Source organism: Enterococcus cecorum, assembly GCF_052119425.1.
GTDB lineage: Bacteria > Bacillota > Bacilli > Lactobacillales > Enterococcaceae > Enterococcus_E > Enterococcus_E cecorum_C.
Map to the genome: position 1 here is coordinate 1 of NZ_JBQKFH010000029.1, position 17658 is coordinate 17658.

A 17658-nucleotide genomic window follows, 5' to 3' on the forward strand; every position below is an offset into this window, starting at 1 on the left:
CTAGAGGGACAATGGGTTGTTTCATCATAAAAAACCTCCAATCTTCTGTTTGAATACAGTATAACTGGAGGACTAGATAGATGCGATACACCTTGTTATTGGACGCTTACCCACCTGTTAGTACATAAGCATCGATTGAAGAAAGAAAATAAAAAAAGAGAGAAAGCATTCATAAAATAACTTTCTCTCTAATTGACTTAATTGCCAACAACACTACTTGACAAAGAGCCGAGATTTTCAATATACCTCGTTATTGGGCGCTTACAAAACTTTGGAATGTTTTATCAAAAATACTTATTATAGAAGCATTGTTAGGAACTAGAAAAACCTTTTCTTTTGTTTCACAAATACCACAAAAAGCAGCCAATTTATAAGTGCCACAATCAGGTATTACTTTACAAACAGTAATTTCTTGTTTGGAAAAATCAAAAAACATTAGTAATGGAAGGTAACTATGTATAAACCATATTCCCTTTTCATTGATACAAGAACAAAAAGTAGTCAATGCAAATTTTTTCATTTAAATTCTCCCGATATCATCATTAATTTGATATAATCTTCTATCTTGTTATACATTATTTCAAATCCCAACTGAACATTAAAAATATCATATCTATGTGTGATTATTTTTTCTGGAAAAATAGTCCTTTGTTTTAATTTAGACAACACATAATGCCAATCATCATTCTGACGATTTGGATCTACTTCACCAAAAAAAGTTGAATTCCAAGTGCCAGTTAAATTCAATTGTCTTCGTAAAATTTTCCAATACACTTGTTTATCCAAGATAACATCCGTATAGGGATTACCAACAAAACAAATTTTTCCCTCCATCGCCATGCTATCTATCGCTTGATTAATCGTTTCATTTTTACCGACACATTCAAAAAAAACATTACAGCCATTTTGATTAGTTTGTTTTAAAATCCAAGTCTTCACTTCTTCAGTTCGACTATCACAGTAGTTTTCTGGAAAAACCCCTAATTCAATAGCTTTTTCTTTTTGGATATCCTTGTTTCCTATTACCAAAACATTCTGAAATCCTGCTTCTAATAAAAACATCACCAATAATAAACCTATAGTGCCCAAACCACAAACAACTATATGATCTCTTTTATTAATAGATATTCGACGCATTGCATGAACAGCCACAGACATAGGTTCTAACATAGCTGCTTGCTCATAAGTAACTTGTTCAGGGAGTCTTAACAAATTCCATACCGGTACAGCTACATACTCTGCAAAACCACCATTGGTTCTTGAACCTAGATAATTGTAATTCTGACATAATTCATATTGTTTATGTTGACATGAAGAACATCTTTTACAAGGTAGTAATGGAAATATCCCTACTTTTTGTTCTAACCAAGAAGGATCAACATTCTTTCCTACCGCTATCACTTTTCCAGCAAATTCATGTCCAATGATCAGGGGATGTTTATGAGCACCAGTAACATAGACCCGCTGAATATCCGAGCCACATATTCCTGTTGCCATAACCTTGACTAATACCTCATCCTCTTTAATTTTTGGCATTGGATAGTTATCTTTAAAAATAAATTGATTAATATCTTCTAAAACCCAAGCTTTCATATTGATTTCCTTCCATGATTTCGATAAATCGATCTAAATCCATTGGTGTTGTAATTTTAAAATTTTCTTCATTTCCTTCAACGATTCGTAAGTTCATTTGTGCCATCACTGCCGGCTCAGCTGAACCATTAATTTTAAATATCTCTGATTCTAATGAAATTACCTGACCGTCTGAAGTGTTGATCCAATGAATCAAATCCTCTATTGCATCAAGATATTTTTGAAAGGCAAAAATTTCTGGAGCCTGTCCCGCAACGACTTGTGAGCGATTTAATCTTGAAGTTAAGGTTTTTCCATCTAAGCTCAAATAAACAGTATCTTTCATTGGCAAAACTGGTACAACCCCATCATACTCCTCAATAGCCAGTACATATTCCTGAATATCTTTTAATGTTAATAATGGCCTTACTGCATCATGAATAAAAACAAAATCATCATTCTTCGCCTTTGTCTTCAAATCAATCATAGCCTGATAAATAGATAATTGTCTGTTAACACCTGGTTGTGAAAATCCTTTTACTTTATGTTTAATATCATATTTTCGGATATCTTTTTGAATCAAATAATGCCATGTTTTATCTGCCACAATCCAAATTGCATCAATCTTATCACTCTTTGATAAAGTCTCTAGACTATAGGAAAATATTGTACGCTGAGCCACCTTAATATATTGCTTGGGAATATCTTGCCCCAAACGGCTACCTATCCCTCCAGCAAGTAATATTGCTGTAATCATTTACTCACCTTCTATAAATGCTAGATTTTTAACTTCTTTTAATATTTCTTCGTAAGGACGATTTTTCCCAAATAAAATAGTTGTTCCTAAAATAAAGCCATCAAATCCTTGAGGAGCATAAGTTCTTATCTTATCCATTGAACATGCACCATCCCAATACAACTTAAAGTTCATTTCTTCCTTTAATTTGATTAATTTCGCAATTTTATTTCCTACATAAGGCAAATACATTTGTCCAGCATTTCCAGGATTAACAGACATTACCATAACTTTATCTACAATATGTAGCATTTCAAGGACATATTCTACACTTGTTCCTGGATTAATTGCAATGCCTGGAATCATTCCCGCATCAATAATTTTCTGTAAAGTCGTTGAAGGATGATATTCTGCTTCTGGATGAATATAAACCGTATCTCCTTTACGTAGATGAGTTAAAAACATCTCAATCATGTTATTTGGGTGTTCAATCATTAAATGTACGTCCAAAGGTTTCTTTGTAGCAGAAGCGATATATTTCATATCATTTAATGACATAGCAAAATTGGGTACATAGCGTCCATCCATTATATCAATATGAAATGAATCAATCCCACCATTCTCTAAATCTCTTACTTCTTTTTCTAAATTGGCATAATTAGCACACATCATTGATGCATTTAATTCAAAATTCATTATTCTCCCCCGTTTTATATATACTTTATGATAAGTTGGTTAATACATTGACATTTTGTATCATCACAGGAATATTAGCTTCTTTACATAATTTCACTAGGCTACTATGATCTCCATAATAAGCATCCGCTAAAGCCAAAGATTGATGCAAATCTGGAGTATCATCATAAATACCAAAATCATCTTTTAAATATTGCTGAACCAATTGTTGATAGATTGCAGTTAATTCTGGTCGCATCGATTGAATCGTTGATAACATTAAAGGATGTGGACGCCATAATAAAACAGTCTCCTCTTGTTGTGCCTTGAATACTTGAAAAACATCTAATATTTTTAATAGCATCGCCTGACTATTCTCTAAAAAAGCACCAATACTAGTATTATAAAAAATTACTTTTTTTCTAGAACCATCTGCTTTATACAATTTTTGTTTCCAAGATTCTGGCAGTAAGTCGATATTTGCTGTTTGCAAGTTAGTAGCATCTAATTTAGGAGAACCTATCCCTAAAATTTTTCCTTGCCATTCTGGTCTAGTAGCATCTCCATACTCTTCAACCAATGCTTGAACATATAATTCCTTCATTTTTTCAGATTGTAAGATGACTTGATGCGCATTCAATACGGCTGGTGTATTAGCAAAATGTCGAATAGATTCTATGGAAATCTCAGCCTCATCAAGTACAAAATACGGAATATAGACTAATTTTGCTGTATAGTTTTTTAATATTGAAGTATAAAAATCAGGTGCTACGCTTGTAACATGGTTATATTCATCATAAGGATTGTGCACAATAATTATATCGGGATATTCACTTGCTAATTCAAATGTATCATACGCGATAGTTGATACTTCTTTAGGAAACAGATTTCGCTCGTCATGGAATTTCCCTAAACTGCCATCTGCACACCTATCATAATAAGGAATTGGGACTACGCTAACTTGTGCATCATTATCTGCCATCGCCGCTTGCCATACACTAGCCATTGAATCCCACATTGCCGCTTTATAGGGCATAAAAACAATTTTTTTCTTTTCAACATCAACTTTCCTATCAAAAGATGTCACTACCTTATGTAAACATTCATTTAATTTGCGACCAATTTCATTAATGTTTAATGGTTTATTCATTGTCATCGCAGCATAAATAGCCGAAATTAGTTGCAAATAACCTTCTATAGTTTCAATAGTTTGTGTTACTAGACTTTTTTCTAAAAGAAGGGTTTGTTTGATTTCTTGCATAGTTAATAGGCTACTTTCCAAAGCCTCTACGACTTGATTATATTGCTTATTTTCCAAACAAGTAATGATAAGCTGGTGTACTTGTGTTAATAGTTCAAAATTTTTATGAATTTGCTTTACTCGAAAATATCGCATGATGTATTCCTACTTTCAGACGGTGCTATCGATTTATTTTCTGGCTTCAGTCGTTCAATTTTTAGTTCTTTTGGAGCGTCAATTGCTAAGTTAACTCTACCATCATTCATTGATTTAATAGTTATATCTTCGCCAATTTTTAGCTGTTCATCTTTTTTTAATACTAATCGTAACATATTTTTCCCTCACTTTTTATGTTAATAACCTACATCCCTTACAAGCAATTTTTAATTTTTCCTTCTTACTTAAAAAATAAATTGTTTCTAAACTTTCAGCAATATATCCAATATATCGATTAGCTAATCTAGTTCCATCTGGATTAATCAATTCTTCTATCCGGCTTAAAAGTGGAAACAACCACGAACAATATTCATCAAAAATATCGCCTCTAGCGATGAATATATTATAATTGAATATATATTCTTGATTTAATATCAACTGATAATTACTCATTTCATTTGGATAAAACTCATTTAAAGCTTGTAAAGTTGCTTGCCACTCAAAATTATTGAGGTATCGCTGATGATGAATCTCCATATTCGGTTCATAAGATAATGGAAAAGGTAGTATTACATCTATATTATTGGAAAATATTTTTTCAATATCATCTGAAGTTAATTCAAAAATACGTCGATAATGATTCAATCCGTAATATTTTTTTTGAAAATTCCTATCTTTTAACACAACATTCTGCCAAATCCAATACAAACCAGTTAATTCACAGTAATCCCCGTTTTTATGTGAAATATGTTCTCCAAAACAATCTACAAGAGTTGTTACTCTTTCAGTTGTTAAACTAGCACCTACTTGCAAAGGATATAAATAATCATAACTAGGATAATTATTTTTTAATCTTTGATCCCGATAAAATTTAGTTTGAAAGATTTGTAAATAACTTTCAGTATTAATAGATTTAATTTCATATTCAGTTAATGGCAATAAATATTGATCATTAGCAAACATATTTTCTTGTAATTTTGCTAGTGTAATAGAATCGATTCGTTTAATATTTTGTAGATTAAACTTATATAACTCATTTTCTATTTGATTCATCACAAAATCTGGTGTCGCAATCCATATTTGTAGTAACTCTTTGTCCAAAGTAGAAAGTTTACTAGCATAGGATTCAAGTTCATAAACAGGAAAATTTTTTAGCAAACTTGGATTTTCTTCCAAACTAGTAACTAAAAAGCCCAAAAATTCAATAGGTAACTTCCCTTTAACCATAGCTTTATATACTGCAAGCGCTGTTCCTTGCGCCCCATAAATCATAACTTTTTGCAAATAAACTTCCCCACTTTCTATCTGTTTACTTCACAAATAATTTTCCCCATAAATTCATCCAAATTCTCTATTGATAAAACATCCAAATTCTCTATTATTGTATACTCTTTAGAAAATAGTCCTAATAACAAATCATAGATTGTTATTTCAGCTTGCCATTCTAATGGCTGCCAACAAAGTTGATTCATCGTTAGGCAGTAATTACGAATTTCATCATGACACTCTTTAAGTACTTGAAGTTGTTGTTGACTTCTATTTTCCATAGCAAACACGGGCTGGCCTTGATTATCAAAATTTAAAACAGTTGGTTCAAATGAAGTAATAATATTCTCCAAGAAATAATAGTAGTTATAAATATTCACATTGGTTAAATAATCCGATTGGCTTACACACATAGAAGAAATCTGAAGATTATTTAAATAATCAACTGTTGGTTTTCGTTTTAAAAAATATAGACCTTCAAATTCAGTAGACAATAATCGTTCTAATGAATACTGAACACTGCCCATTGCTACCAAATCAACTAATCCCACTGATTGTTGTAAAATAGCCGCAAATGATTCGGCATATTTTAAATAGTTTTGTCGTTCTTTTTGACAAGCAACTAGTAATTGTTGATAGTCACTAGCAGTTAAGTTTTCTCGATTCGTTTCTTCATCAAATACTACCCCAAAACGAGCAGCTATCATTTTATGAAATGGTCGATCATCTGGAAAATCAAAAATACGATTAAAATCTATTTTATTTTCGGTTGCTGCTATCATCGCCGATCTTCTAGATGTATAAAAATAGTGCGCTTTAGGTATAGTTAACTGATTAAATATATGCTGACTTTCTTCATAAATTTGTTTTAATAGATAGCCATCTCTAGAAGGAAAAATAATCTGAGATAAATTTTTTTGAATACTTGTTTGTATTAACCAAAGATTATATTTAAAAATTATTGGTGCTAAAATTAACTGCACTAACTCTTGCGTATTACGAATGTATAGCTTTCCGTATTGCCCATATTTATCAAAAGGATTATTGTAGGCATTTACAGCAAAATTAGCAAGAACAATTTTTTCTTCTAGACTTTTGGCTTTTTCTAATAAAAATGAGTAGCAACTATATTCTAGCATCTCAATCGGTTTATAAATTTGATAACTATCTATTTCCAAATGCTTCGCAGCTTGAATATCTGCATAAAAATCATCTCCAATATGTAAACAATCACTTGGCAAAAGATTATTTGCAAGTAAATATTCATCAAACAATCCTGTAGCTTTTTTTTTATTATAGTCACAGGAAACCAACAAATCTTTATATGAATCAATAGACAAAGCATGCAATATATCAGATAAAATATTTTTAGGTAGATACATATCAGAAATAAGATAAACATCTTTACCTAAAGAAATACATTCATTTAAAATTTGACACATAGTCTCTCGACGAATAAGATATTGCTTCTCCACTTCAATTTCACAATTCAACCATTGAGCAGCTTGTTTAGCTGTCAGATGATAATGCTGTTGAATCAGTTGATAAATTTGTTCAATTGTTGGTTGATAATCTACAATGCTGACTTCTAATTGGTGGCGAATTTGGGCAAAATCATTTGGTAGATTATATTTTTTCTGCATAATTTCAAAAATATCTGTCGGTCTGAGAACTTTACGGGTAATTAACGTATCAAAAACATCAAAGCTAATCGCTTTCGCTTGGATAATTTTTTCCATCAACTCTGCTTTTTTTAGAGAAAAACAGCTATGATGTTGTAATACAAAATCGTTTTGATCTAATCTTTTTCCTTCTATATTAAAAACTGGAATCTGGTTTTCTTTGGCAAATTGTTCAATTCTACGATAGATAATATTAACTACTGAATTTCTAGCAAGAATAATGATTATGGGATTAGGTAATTGACTGACTTCCTCATAGGATAGTACCTTATACCCCCATAGTACTTCGCCTGTTTTTTGTTGATCCATTAGACCTACTATATTACTCGTACTTGATTGAATTTTTTCTAATAATAATTTAGTTTGTTCCCCAATACCGTAAATAACTATCTGATAATCCGACTTTGTACAAAAATGATTCTTAAATTGCTGATAAATATAATTTTCTATTTCACTCATAATTTTCCCAATAAAAAATACTAGCCTCAACTAATAAAAGTGAAGTTAGTATTTCCCTACAAAAATGTATTTATCGGTGACTCCTTCACACTAATTTAATTACTATATATAAATATAATCGACAAAACTATAGAAAAATTAATATCAAAAGCTAAATTCCATCTAAATAGTGGAAAACCCCCCTACTTTCTAAAATTTGATGGATTTCCTCGCGATTTTCATAGCTAATAGCTACAATGATTCCTTTTTTATTGATATCTTCTATTTCACTCAATTCATATACTGGTATACCATAAACGGATTGACTATCTTTATGTCCATCAGATACGATAAAACCTGATACTATGACTTTTTGATCTTGAATTATTTTAGCAGTCATTTTCCCATAAGTCCCCGCACCATAAATGTATATTTTTTGATATACATCCGTATATCCAATTAATCGACTTCTCCAATTATCCAAATTTTTTATTTGTGATAAGTTAACAATATGTTCATTAGCTACACTTCGATTAAACATATATCTCATATCTTCTTGAACAATTAGTAACAATTTTTCCGCATAATTATTATTCATAATTGTCCCTGAATAATAACCACTATCTTGTGCAACATATGGTAGAATTCTTTCTATAGCATGACTTAGTGTTCCGTCAATTGCTAGTGGCTCCTGATCAAAATTCTCGTATTGCCATGGATAATTAAATAGTTTATCTAAACACTTTACTCGCGCCCAAAAAACAGTACCCAAAGTGAAAATCGGATACTTTGTAGAGATATCTGCATTTAAATTCAATTGCTGTGATAACTTTTTAGTTAAATGAAAATTATTAAACCATGTATCTCCATACCAATGTGAAAGAAACTCACCATAAGGTTCAGGAGGAAAAAGCAATCCTAAAGCTTTATTTTTTTGAAAAAGCTTGATTACTTGATTAATATAATTTTGATTCAATAACGTATTTTCCCACAAGTTTTCAATCCAAAAATTTGTATCTGCAATCAAATGTTTTCCATTGGCAGATTTATCATGAATAAAACAAATATATTGATATTTTTGTATATACGGTCGAGCAGCTATTAACAAAGCAGAAATATCTCTTCCTCTATTAGGTTTCAATATCACTTCATAATTTTTTCTATTTATATATGTTTGTACTCTATCCAAAACAGATTGTTTCGATGAAAAAATATGTATCTTAACCTCTTCATCAATCTGATTTAAATATAAAATATATTTATTTACATCATTTTCATAATATAAATAAACAAATATCCCTATTTTTTTATAACAAACATCTAATTTATCGGTAGATTTTACATCTAAAATATGCAATAATCTTTCTTTTTTTCTTATTTCGTAAGGACTCATACATTCTCCTTCGCCGTTAATTAGTAATCATAGAAAAACTATTTCTAATAAAATTGTTAATCAAATTACTCTCAGTAAATTAATTTTAAGATAAATATTATAAGTTAAAATAAGCAATATTTTCTAAAAATCTCTGTGCTGAAAAATACTTCTTATAAACTTTATAACCTTCTTCAAGATCTAATTGGCACTCGCTAAAGTATTTTCCCATAAATTCTCAATCCAAAAAGCAACATCTTCTTCTAAATGTTTAGCATTCGCTTTTTTATCATGAATAAAACAAAAATAATCATATTTTAAAATTTCATTTTTAGCACTTACTAATAACGTACTAATATCTCTGCCACGATTATTTTTTTCTCAAAATAGCAATTACTTCTGTCTAATTTTTTTTAGTTTCAATTAGTACGCTCTCTTGGGAACTATATATATATAGGAATATCAACAGGAATATTATTTAAAAATTGACAATAGTAATCCAGTGAATCAAAATAATATAGATTCACAAACACTGCAACTTTACCATAATTTTGTATGTAGCACTCTGTTTTCTTATCAAAAATATATATATTAGTATTAGCAAAGTTTTGCAAAAAATCCCCTCATTCCTGATACAACATTAATTGGCAAGTTTACTATATATTATCAACTCTAATAACAGCTGGATTTAATGAGGTTGAAACATAAGTTTGCCTTATTTTAAATGGAAACCACATATATCCGTTGGTATATGAATAGGTAAGATGCATTTTTTTCAAAAAATCTTCTATCAGTACAGAATCAAAATCACTATGATAAGTACAAATACACATTTTTAGTTTTTTTCTAGATAAATTAAGTAAATCTTGCGAACCTTTTAATGCATCCCATTCATTTCCTTCAATATCCATTTTTATAAAGTTCACAGGTTCTCTAATCAACTGGTCTAAAGTGGCATATAGATCTTCATTATATGATGTAATATATTTATTGATAATTATAACTTTATGCATATATGGTCTAAAAGTAACCTTTAACGCATCTATCCAATCCTTATCTGTTTCGATTAAATATATTTTTGAAGCCTTATCAATCACTTCTAAAGAAAAATTTCCTTCGGCAACCCCCACATCAACAACAACATCTCCATCATTAACATTAAATGTTTGACTTAAATATCTATGTGGGCTCTCTTTATCTTGTTCCATTAATAAAAAAGAATAATACTTTCTTACTTTTTCTACTGAATTTAATTTTCTAGAAAAATACAACTTCTTTCCAAAATGATAAACAAAATACAACTGTTCTGTTTCATCAAAAAATACTTCTATAGATAATTGCTTGTATTTTTGGACAAAGTCATAATTAAATATATCCAAACCATTTTGTTTTATATAATCAACAACTTTTTTTAATTCTATATTTTCAACATCACTATATCTCTGAAGTAAACTTTCTTTATAAAAAAAATTTTTATTTTCGATTATAGAAGATAACTCCGGAAAATTTTCATCAATTTGTTTTTTGATTTCTTCAAAGTAATCTGTTAAAATCACAATCTTATCAAATTTCAACTTTTTTATACTTTCTGGATTATAAACAGGATACTCTCTAAACATTTTTTTATTTTTATTATTGTCAATCACACCAACAATTTCATATTTACCAAGTGTTAAACAATTATCTAATACTTCATTAGCTATTTTTCCAGTTCCCCACAATAATACTTTCATAATAATCTCCTAATAAAAATTAAATTTTAGTAACTAGTTGATGACGGAATATATTCTCAAACTCTTCATTTGGTATAAACGGTTCAGTTATTTCCGCAACAAATTTTCCTGGGATTGGGCATCTATTTTTTGCGTTCATTAAATACCAATCATACTCATTATCTAATTGACCAATATCTATTGCTTGATAACCTAAAACAGCTAAATCATACGCTAAAACAGTGGCTGTTGGGCCTAAAGAAATGCAAATCAAATCATTTGGTTGTGCAATATTTTCAACACATTTTTTGATTTCTTCATATTTCTCCCAAGAATTTTTCGGAGGACAACTAATTCTTTTCACACTCCTACACATATCCAAAAGATTATTACCTATCCCAAATCTTCCATTTGCTCCTTCAACAAGCACTATATTGCGCTTATAAAAAATTTTTTGCCATAATGCAAAAATTTTTTGAGCATTTAAAGAATTTTTGTAAATAATGTATGGACGAGAAACATAAGCATTAAAATATTCTTTATCCTTATCAAATAGTTTAATAATTTGTTTTCTAGTTTCTCCTTCCATATATAATCTGATATCATCTGCCGTTGATTCTTTTAAAAACTCAAAATTTTTAAAATTTTGAGCTACAGCAGTAAGTATTTTTTTATAATCAGATTTAAACACCTCAAGTAGTCTTTTTCCTAAATTTTCATTTTTGGTTTGAAACCACGGACGATTCTGATTAAAAATCATACTAAACTCACCATCACCAAAACGACATAACGATTTTCTTTCACTAAATATCAATTCCAATAATTTTTCAGAAGACTGTATTTCTGGGGATGATTTCACTCCCAATTCATAAGGTAAGCTATCTAGACGAGCACGATATTTTTCATTTAATACTACTTCATTTTTTAGTTGATCGGTTCTTGGAATGAAACATCTATGATTTTTTTCTTCCCAAAAACATTCAATCTTTTCAACTGAAATTCCCAATTCTTCAATTTGTCTTTTTATTGAGAAATAGTTTTGTGGTGAGACAATAACGAAGTCAAAACTAACTTCAGTTAATATAGATGGATTACAAATTTTTAGATTATGTATCCAAAATTTATTTTGTTTACTTTCATCTGAGTCAACCGCACAAATAATTTCAATATCTTCTTTCAATTGCTTATAAACAAATTCAGCATACCTACCCATTCCCCAAAAAATTGCTTTTTTCAAAATTACACCTTCTTTAATAAATCAATACCTTCTTCTGAGAAAAATTCACATAATTGATATACATTAACAAATTTAAGATTTGAGAATCTATTCATTACTTCATACATATATTGACTGGACAAACTAAAACAAACATTATAATTTGCAGCAATTTTTTCAAATTCATCTACTGAAATAATTTTTACATCATCAATTGTTTGCCCATATTTTGTACTATCATTATCCACAAAATATGCTACTTTATCTCCTAGTAATTTAGCTACCGTACGTCCATAATTTCCAGCACCATATAAGATCCATTTTTTTTGACTATCCCAATCATTACTCTCATTTGCAATTAAAGGAACATATTTTTTAAATCTATTTTTTAATAAATTCATATCTATATTTTTCAAAAAATAAAATTGATAAAAGACATCCACTAAATATTCTGGTCGATGATATAAACTATTTAATATAAAGTCAATTTTAGTAAATCTTAATTCTAGTAATTTTTGGATAATATTTGATGTTCTTGTTAAAGTTAGACTATCACCATGTGTTCTATATTTATAAAGTATCTTTTCTAAAACGCCAATTTTACCATAATATTCTAAGATTCTTAACCAGTATTCATAGTCTTCAACCAGAAATAATTCTGTATTGTATTCGCCAATTGTATCTAATACTTCTTTTTTATACATAAAACATGCTCCAACATAGTCGTCAAAGTACATTTTTTCAGCATCATACTTAGGATGTTTTTTCAGGAAATTGCCTTGATGGTCAATTATATCCATTTCCGCACATACCATCGGATATTCAGGATTTTGCTCTAGAAAATAGACCATTTCTGCAAGTGCTGTCGGTAAATAATAATTATCATCTGATGTCCAAGTTAAATACTCACCTCTAGCTTGGCGAAAACCAATATTTAAAGAATTAGGTAATTTCTGATTTACTTCATTATGAATAATATGAATCCTTGTATCTTTATCTGCAAATTCTTGAATAATGTGTGGCGTAACATCCGTCGAACAATCATTTACAATAATTAGTTCCCAATCATTAAGTGTCTGAGATAAGATACTTTCTATAGATTCTCTAATATATTTTTCTCCATTATAAGTTGGTAATACTATTGATACTTTTGGCATAATTCATTCTCCAACATATATTTTTTTATTGTATTGACAATTCGTTTTGAAGCTAATCCATCTCCATAAGGATTCTTTATTTGACTCACTTTTTGATAATAGTTAGCATCTTTCAATAATCGATCAGCTTCAAAAAAGATGGTTTCTGCATCTGTCCCTACTAATTTAAGAGTACCAGCTGCGACACCTTCTGGCCTCTCTGTAGTATCACGCATTACTAACACAGGTTTTCCTAAAGAAGGAGCTTCTTCTTGAATCCCCCCACTATCTGTCATAATAAAGTAACTGCTATTCATCAAATTATGAAAGTCTACTACATCTAAAGGCTCGATTAACTTAATTCTTTCATGATTATTAAATACATCAGCAGCTATTTCTCTTACTTTAGGATTTTTATGCATAGGATAAACTACTTTCACATCTGGATGAGTTTCAACTACCCTTTTAATAGCTGCAAAGATCTGTTTCATCGGCTGTCCGATATTCTCACGACGATGAGTAGTTAATAAAATACCTTTACTATTACCTAACCAATCAATTAATGAATGCTTATAATCGCTTTTAACTGTGGTTTTTAGTGCATCAATAACGGTATTACCTGTCACGAAAATATTTTTTTCATTTTTTCCTTCCTTGATTAACTGCTTTTTAGCCAAAACAGTTGGAGCAAAGTATAATCGACTAACTAAATCTATTGCTTGCCGATTGTACTCTTCTGGATAAGGCGAAGATAAATCATATGTTCTTAGACCAGCTTCCACATGTCCAACAGGAATTTGATGATAAAAAGCCACTAACGAAGCCACAAACGCTGAAGTTGTATCTCCATGTACCAAAACCAAATCCGGTTTTTCTTTAGTAAAAATTGAATCTAAACCATTTAATAATTTATCAGTAAGACTAGATAATGTTTGATTTTGTTGCATAACTTCTAAATTATAATCTGCTTGCAAATCAAAAATTTGCATAACTGGTAATAACATTTCTTTATGTTGACCAGTTAAACAAACAATGATTTCCAATGTAGGTTGAGTTTTTAAAGCATTTATTACTGGACACATCTTAATGGCTTCAGGCCTAGTACCAAATACAATCATTATCTTCATACAATTCACACTCTCTTACTTGACATTAGCAATCCATGCATAGAATAATCCATTCGCTTTTGTATCATCATAATTAATTTCTCTTTCCACGTACACCTCAGAACAGCAAGTCGATAATATGTCAATTAACTGCTTTTCATCAAACCATTGTTCCCACTCTTCAATTTCGAAAAAGCCGTATTTATCCACATTTTTATCAACAATAATTATTTTTCCGCCTGATTTAGTTACACGTGATAATTCAGCAATAGCACTTTTGATATCAATCGCATGTTCTAAGGCTTCACAGCAATAAGTATAGTCAAAAAAATTATCTGGATATGGAATATTGGTTAAGCCACCTTGATGCATTTCAACAGCTAAATCAGACATATAAGACATTACTCTTGTAGACAAATCTACTGCATAATATTGATTATCAGGAAATTTCTTTATCAAATTCCGTAAATATCTTCCTTTACCACAGCCAACATCCAATATTTTATTATTTTTTGAGGTTTCACCAAATATTGTATTCTCTACTATCTGATAACGCCCATCTTCTTCATCAATACTGTCTATAAACATATGTGCTTGTTTTTCAAATAAACACTGATTTTTATAATATAGCGCATCCAAAAAATACTTATTTGCCCAACTAATTTCACTCTTTGGAAAATAAGTTATAACTTCAGTCGGATTAGTTAAAGAAGGATAGCTGCCAAACCACCCACCAGATTCATTTTGAAGTTTACAAGCATAATTAAACGTTTTGGTTCCTAATTCTAGATTGCCCAATTTAAACCAAACTAGAGCTAATTGGAACATTCCTGTAGAACAAACCCAATCAACATTACTATAAGCTGGAATCTCACCATTAGCTTTTTGATATTTGGCCATATTTTTCATACATTTTGTTGCCAGCTCCAATTCACCCAAATCCACTAACGCCTCTATAACGTATGCGTAAAAATGTGAAAGCAAACTAAATGAACAAATTTCATCTAAATATTTTTCTTTATAATAGGTCAAAATCTGTTTAACTTTAACTTGATACTCCGTTTTGTCATATAGATTTCCTGCTTCTAACAATGGAGAAAGACAATATAAATGGATTAATTCTAAATGTGGAGATTCATTTCCCCAAGCTCTTTCATCTGGGGTAACCAAACGTCCTTCTTCTGTCATACAACTAAATATCCACTCGCATCCATTGATAATGCATTGATCAATTTCTGATTGATTTGGATATATCGTTCTAACGGCGATTAATCCTTTTAAAATTTGCGCAGAATCAAAGATATATGGAGACTCATCAAATGTATCATACCAAGAGCCATCTCCTTTTTGAATTTGACATAACCACTTTGCATACTGCAAAGCTAAATCTTTATAACCCCAATTAAGTAAAGTAGGAATATAATAGCCCGTGACTTCCGGATAAGACTCTTTGGTATCTGTATTATTGATAATCCCTTTATTTTTTATGCTATTTTGCTGAATCCAGTTTACTGCGTTCTCATATATTTGAATATAATTGGTACGTTGACTAATTTTTTGTTTAGTATGTTCAAATTCAAGCTCTGTAATTGTTTGCACTTTAGTTATTCCATCTGAAACCAATTGTTGCTTAATCTCAGTTTGATACTTAGGTGAAACAGAAATAATGATATTTTTTTCGAGTAATTGCTGTTTCATATTTTGATAATAATAAACAGGAATATTCTCAAATTGCGTTCCATCTTTGTCTGAATTATTATCAACAATAAATGAAATATTCTCTTTTCCAAGAATCGCAATAGATTTTTTTGCCCAGTCACCTGCACCAAATAAAATATAGTTCATAAAATTGAATCTCCCTTTCCAATCAAAAAACAACATATAACAATACTGATATAGTTGCTAAAATAATTGTACATAGCTTCCAAATAGCATACTGCCTATCCATAACTATTTTTTCATCATCATTAGGTTGTTCTCTGTATTCAGAAACTATTTCAGATTTATTCGTTTTCAATCTATTTTTATCCAAAACAAAATAAAAAGCAAAGCATAACAATGTTATTAACAAAGATGTAAAAATAGCTGATTTTTCAGAAAATAAAATTACAAATAAATAAATAAAAATTGTAATTCCAGCATATAAAGACCCTAATTTTATTTTAAACATATCACGAATGCTTGGATATTTTATTTTCATACCAATATAGGAACAACAACCGATAATGTAACAAATAGCTAAAGAAACTAACGAAACAGAAGCTATAAAAATAATTGAATTTGTAAGAATTAGAAAAATATTTATTACACCAATTAAAATAATAGCATTATATGGAACCTTACTTTTTTCCCCTATTTTTGAAAAAAATAGGGGAAAAACATTATCTTTTGACATTGTATAAATATATCTTGCAGGAGCCGCTATACCTGGATTGATAGTTGATAAATCTCCGCCAAAAGCAATTCCAACACATAAAAGTATAATAGGAAACCCAATAAAACCTGCAAGTTGTAATCCCTCTGCATATGGCGCAGTCGCAATAGAAATACTATGATAGTATTTTGATGGAACAATCCCCAATAAAAACCACTGAAATAATGCGTTACAAATAAAAACTATAACAATTGATAATTTTAATGCTCTAGGAATAGTTATCTGAGGATACTTAATTTCATCTCCCATAGAAACACAAGTTTCAAAACCTGTATAGCACCACCATACTAAACCAAGTATATATATCATATTTGTTAGCGAAAGATTATTAGAATTTATGTTTCCATGCAGGTAACTAAGATTGATATTAGGAATCATATAAATAAACCAAAGAATAGAGCACCCCCAAAAAAAGAACATAAATGCATTTTGCGCCCTACTGGAAACTTTTACACCAAATATATTTAAAATTAAAAATATAACAATCAATACTATTGCTATAAGTTGAGTCTGATTTGAAAACAAATGAATTCCAAATTGAGACAATAAAATTTGAAAATAATTTGCAAACGCTAAAGCTTCTCCAGATGTAATAGCAACAATAGAGATGATATAATGCCATCCAGCTAAGTTTGCCCAAAATTTATTCAAACCATATTTAGCATATTGATAAGTCCCACCAGAATATGGGAGTATGGTAGCTAATTCTCCATAAATAATTGCTGGAAAAATAGAGATGATAAACGCTATCAACGTATACCAAATGATATTCTTGCCTACTATACCGATTTGTGCTGAACCACAAGTAAATAATCCCACTCCTACTACAGTGCCAACGGTCATGCTAATTGATTCTGTTAGGCCCAATGCCCTAACCATAGTTATATTATTTTTTTTTTCCATAAAATCATTCTCTC

15 protein-coding genes and 1 pseudogene are annotated in these 17658 nt (G+C 29.9%); all 16 read right to left on the reverse strand.

The genetic code is table 11. The features are described from left to right. Positions 1–250: 250 nt before the first annotated feature. Complete coding sequence (locus ACTQZM_RS08205) at positions 251–520, reverse strand: hypothetical protein (protein ID WP_441653447.1); 270 nt, start codon at positions 518–520, stop codon at positions 251–253. Then, positions 517–1593 carry a galactitol-1-phosphate 5-dehydrogenase gene (locus tag ACTQZM_RS08210; RefSeq protein WP_349276728.1) on the reverse strand — a complete coding sequence of 359 codons (1077 nt, stop codon included), beginning with the start codon at positions 1591–1593 and terminating at the stop codon, positions 517–519. The genes ACTQZM_RS08205 and ACTQZM_RS08210 overlap by 4 nt, the downstream gene beginning before the upstream one ends. Then, complete coding sequence (locus ACTQZM_RS08215; RefSeq protein WP_441653448.1) at positions 1565–2329, reverse strand: IspD/TarI family cytidylyltransferase; 765 nt, start codon at positions 2327–2329, stop codon at positions 1565–1567. Before ACTQZM_RS08215 ends, ACTQZM_RS08210 begins: the two co-directional genes overlap by 29 nt. Continuing rightward, positions 2330–3004 (reverse strand): ribulose-phosphate 3-epimerase, encoded by a 675-nt coding sequence (locus tag ACTQZM_RS08220; RefSeq protein WP_441653449.1) that lies wholly within the window; start codon positions 3002–3004, stop codon positions 2330–2332. It abuts the gene before it with no gap. Between the two features lie 25 nt (positions 3005–3029). Next, positions 3030–4379: a hypothetical protein gene (locus tag ACTQZM_RS08225; RefSeq protein WP_441653450.1), complete on the reverse strand. Its 1350-nt coding sequence runs from the start codon at positions 4377–4379 to the stop codon at positions 3030–3032. Next, positions 4361–4555 carry a carbon storage regulator gene (locus ACTQZM_RS08230; protein WP_349276736.1) on the reverse strand — a complete coding sequence of 65 codons (195 nt, stop codon included), beginning with the start codon at positions 4553–4555 and terminating at the stop codon, positions 4361–4363. Before ACTQZM_RS08230 ends, ACTQZM_RS08225 begins: the two co-directional genes overlap by 19 nt. Before the next feature lie 16 nt (positions 4556–4571). Then, positions 4572–5663, reverse strand: a complete 1092-nt coding sequence (locus ACTQZM_RS08235) for a DUF4422 domain-containing protein (protein WP_441653451.1) — start codon at positions 5661–5663, stop codon at positions 4572–4574. Between the two features lie 17 nt (positions 5664–5680). After that, complete coding sequence (locus tag ACTQZM_RS08240) at positions 5681–7786, reverse strand: hypothetical protein (RefSeq protein WP_441653452.1); 2106 nt, start codon at positions 7784–7786, stop codon at positions 5681–5683. 151 nt (positions 7787–7937) lie between these two features. Further along, positions 7938–9158, reverse strand: a complete 1221-nt coding sequence (locus tag ACTQZM_RS08245) for a rhamnan synthesis F family protein (protein WP_441653453.1) — start codon at positions 9156–9158, stop codon at positions 7938–7940. A gap of 180 nt (positions 9159–9338) precedes the next feature. After that, positions 9339–9500 (reverse strand): annotated as a pseudogene (locus tag ACTQZM_RS08250) (rhamnan synthesis F family protein); the annotation flags it as partial. A 293-nt stretch (positions 9501–9793) separates the two neighbouring features. Further along, positions 9794–10870, reverse strand: coding sequence for an FkbM family methyltransferase (locus ACTQZM_RS08255; protein WP_349276743.1), 1077 nt, complete (start codon positions 10868–10870; stop codon positions 9794–9796). Positions 10871–10889: 19 nt separating this feature from the next. Further along, positions 10890–12086 carry a GT-D fold domain-containing glycosyltransferase gene (locus tag ACTQZM_RS08260; protein ID WP_441653454.1) on the reverse strand — a complete coding sequence of 399 codons (1197 nt, stop codon included), beginning with the start codon at positions 12084–12086 and terminating at the stop codon, positions 10890–10892. 2 nt (positions 12087–12088) lie between these two features. Then, positions 12089–13222, reverse strand: a complete 1134-nt coding sequence (locus ACTQZM_RS08265) for a glycosyltransferase (protein ID WP_441653455.1) — start codon at positions 13220–13222, stop codon at positions 12089–12091. Continuing rightward, on the reverse strand, positions 13204–14328 hold the full coding sequence (gene wecB, locus ACTQZM_RS08270) for a non-hydrolyzing UDP-N-acetylglucosamine 2-epimerase (protein WP_441653456.1): 1125 nt from the start codon (positions 14326–14328) through the stop codon (positions 13204–13206). The genes ACTQZM_RS08265 and wecB overlap by 19 nt, the downstream gene beginning before the upstream one ends. Positions 14329–14343: 15 nt before the next feature. Then, a complete protein-coding gene (locus tag ACTQZM_RS08275) occupies positions 14344–16152 on the reverse strand; it encodes a methyltransferase domain-containing protein (protein ID WP_441653457.1) in 1809 nt (602 codons plus the stop codon). Between the two features lie 22 nt (positions 16153–16174). Further along, positions 16175–17644, reverse strand: a complete 1470-nt coding sequence (locus ACTQZM_RS08280; RefSeq protein ID WP_441653458.1) for an APC family permease — start codon at positions 17642–17644, stop codon at positions 16175–16177. Positions 17645–17658: the final 14 nt, after the last annotated feature.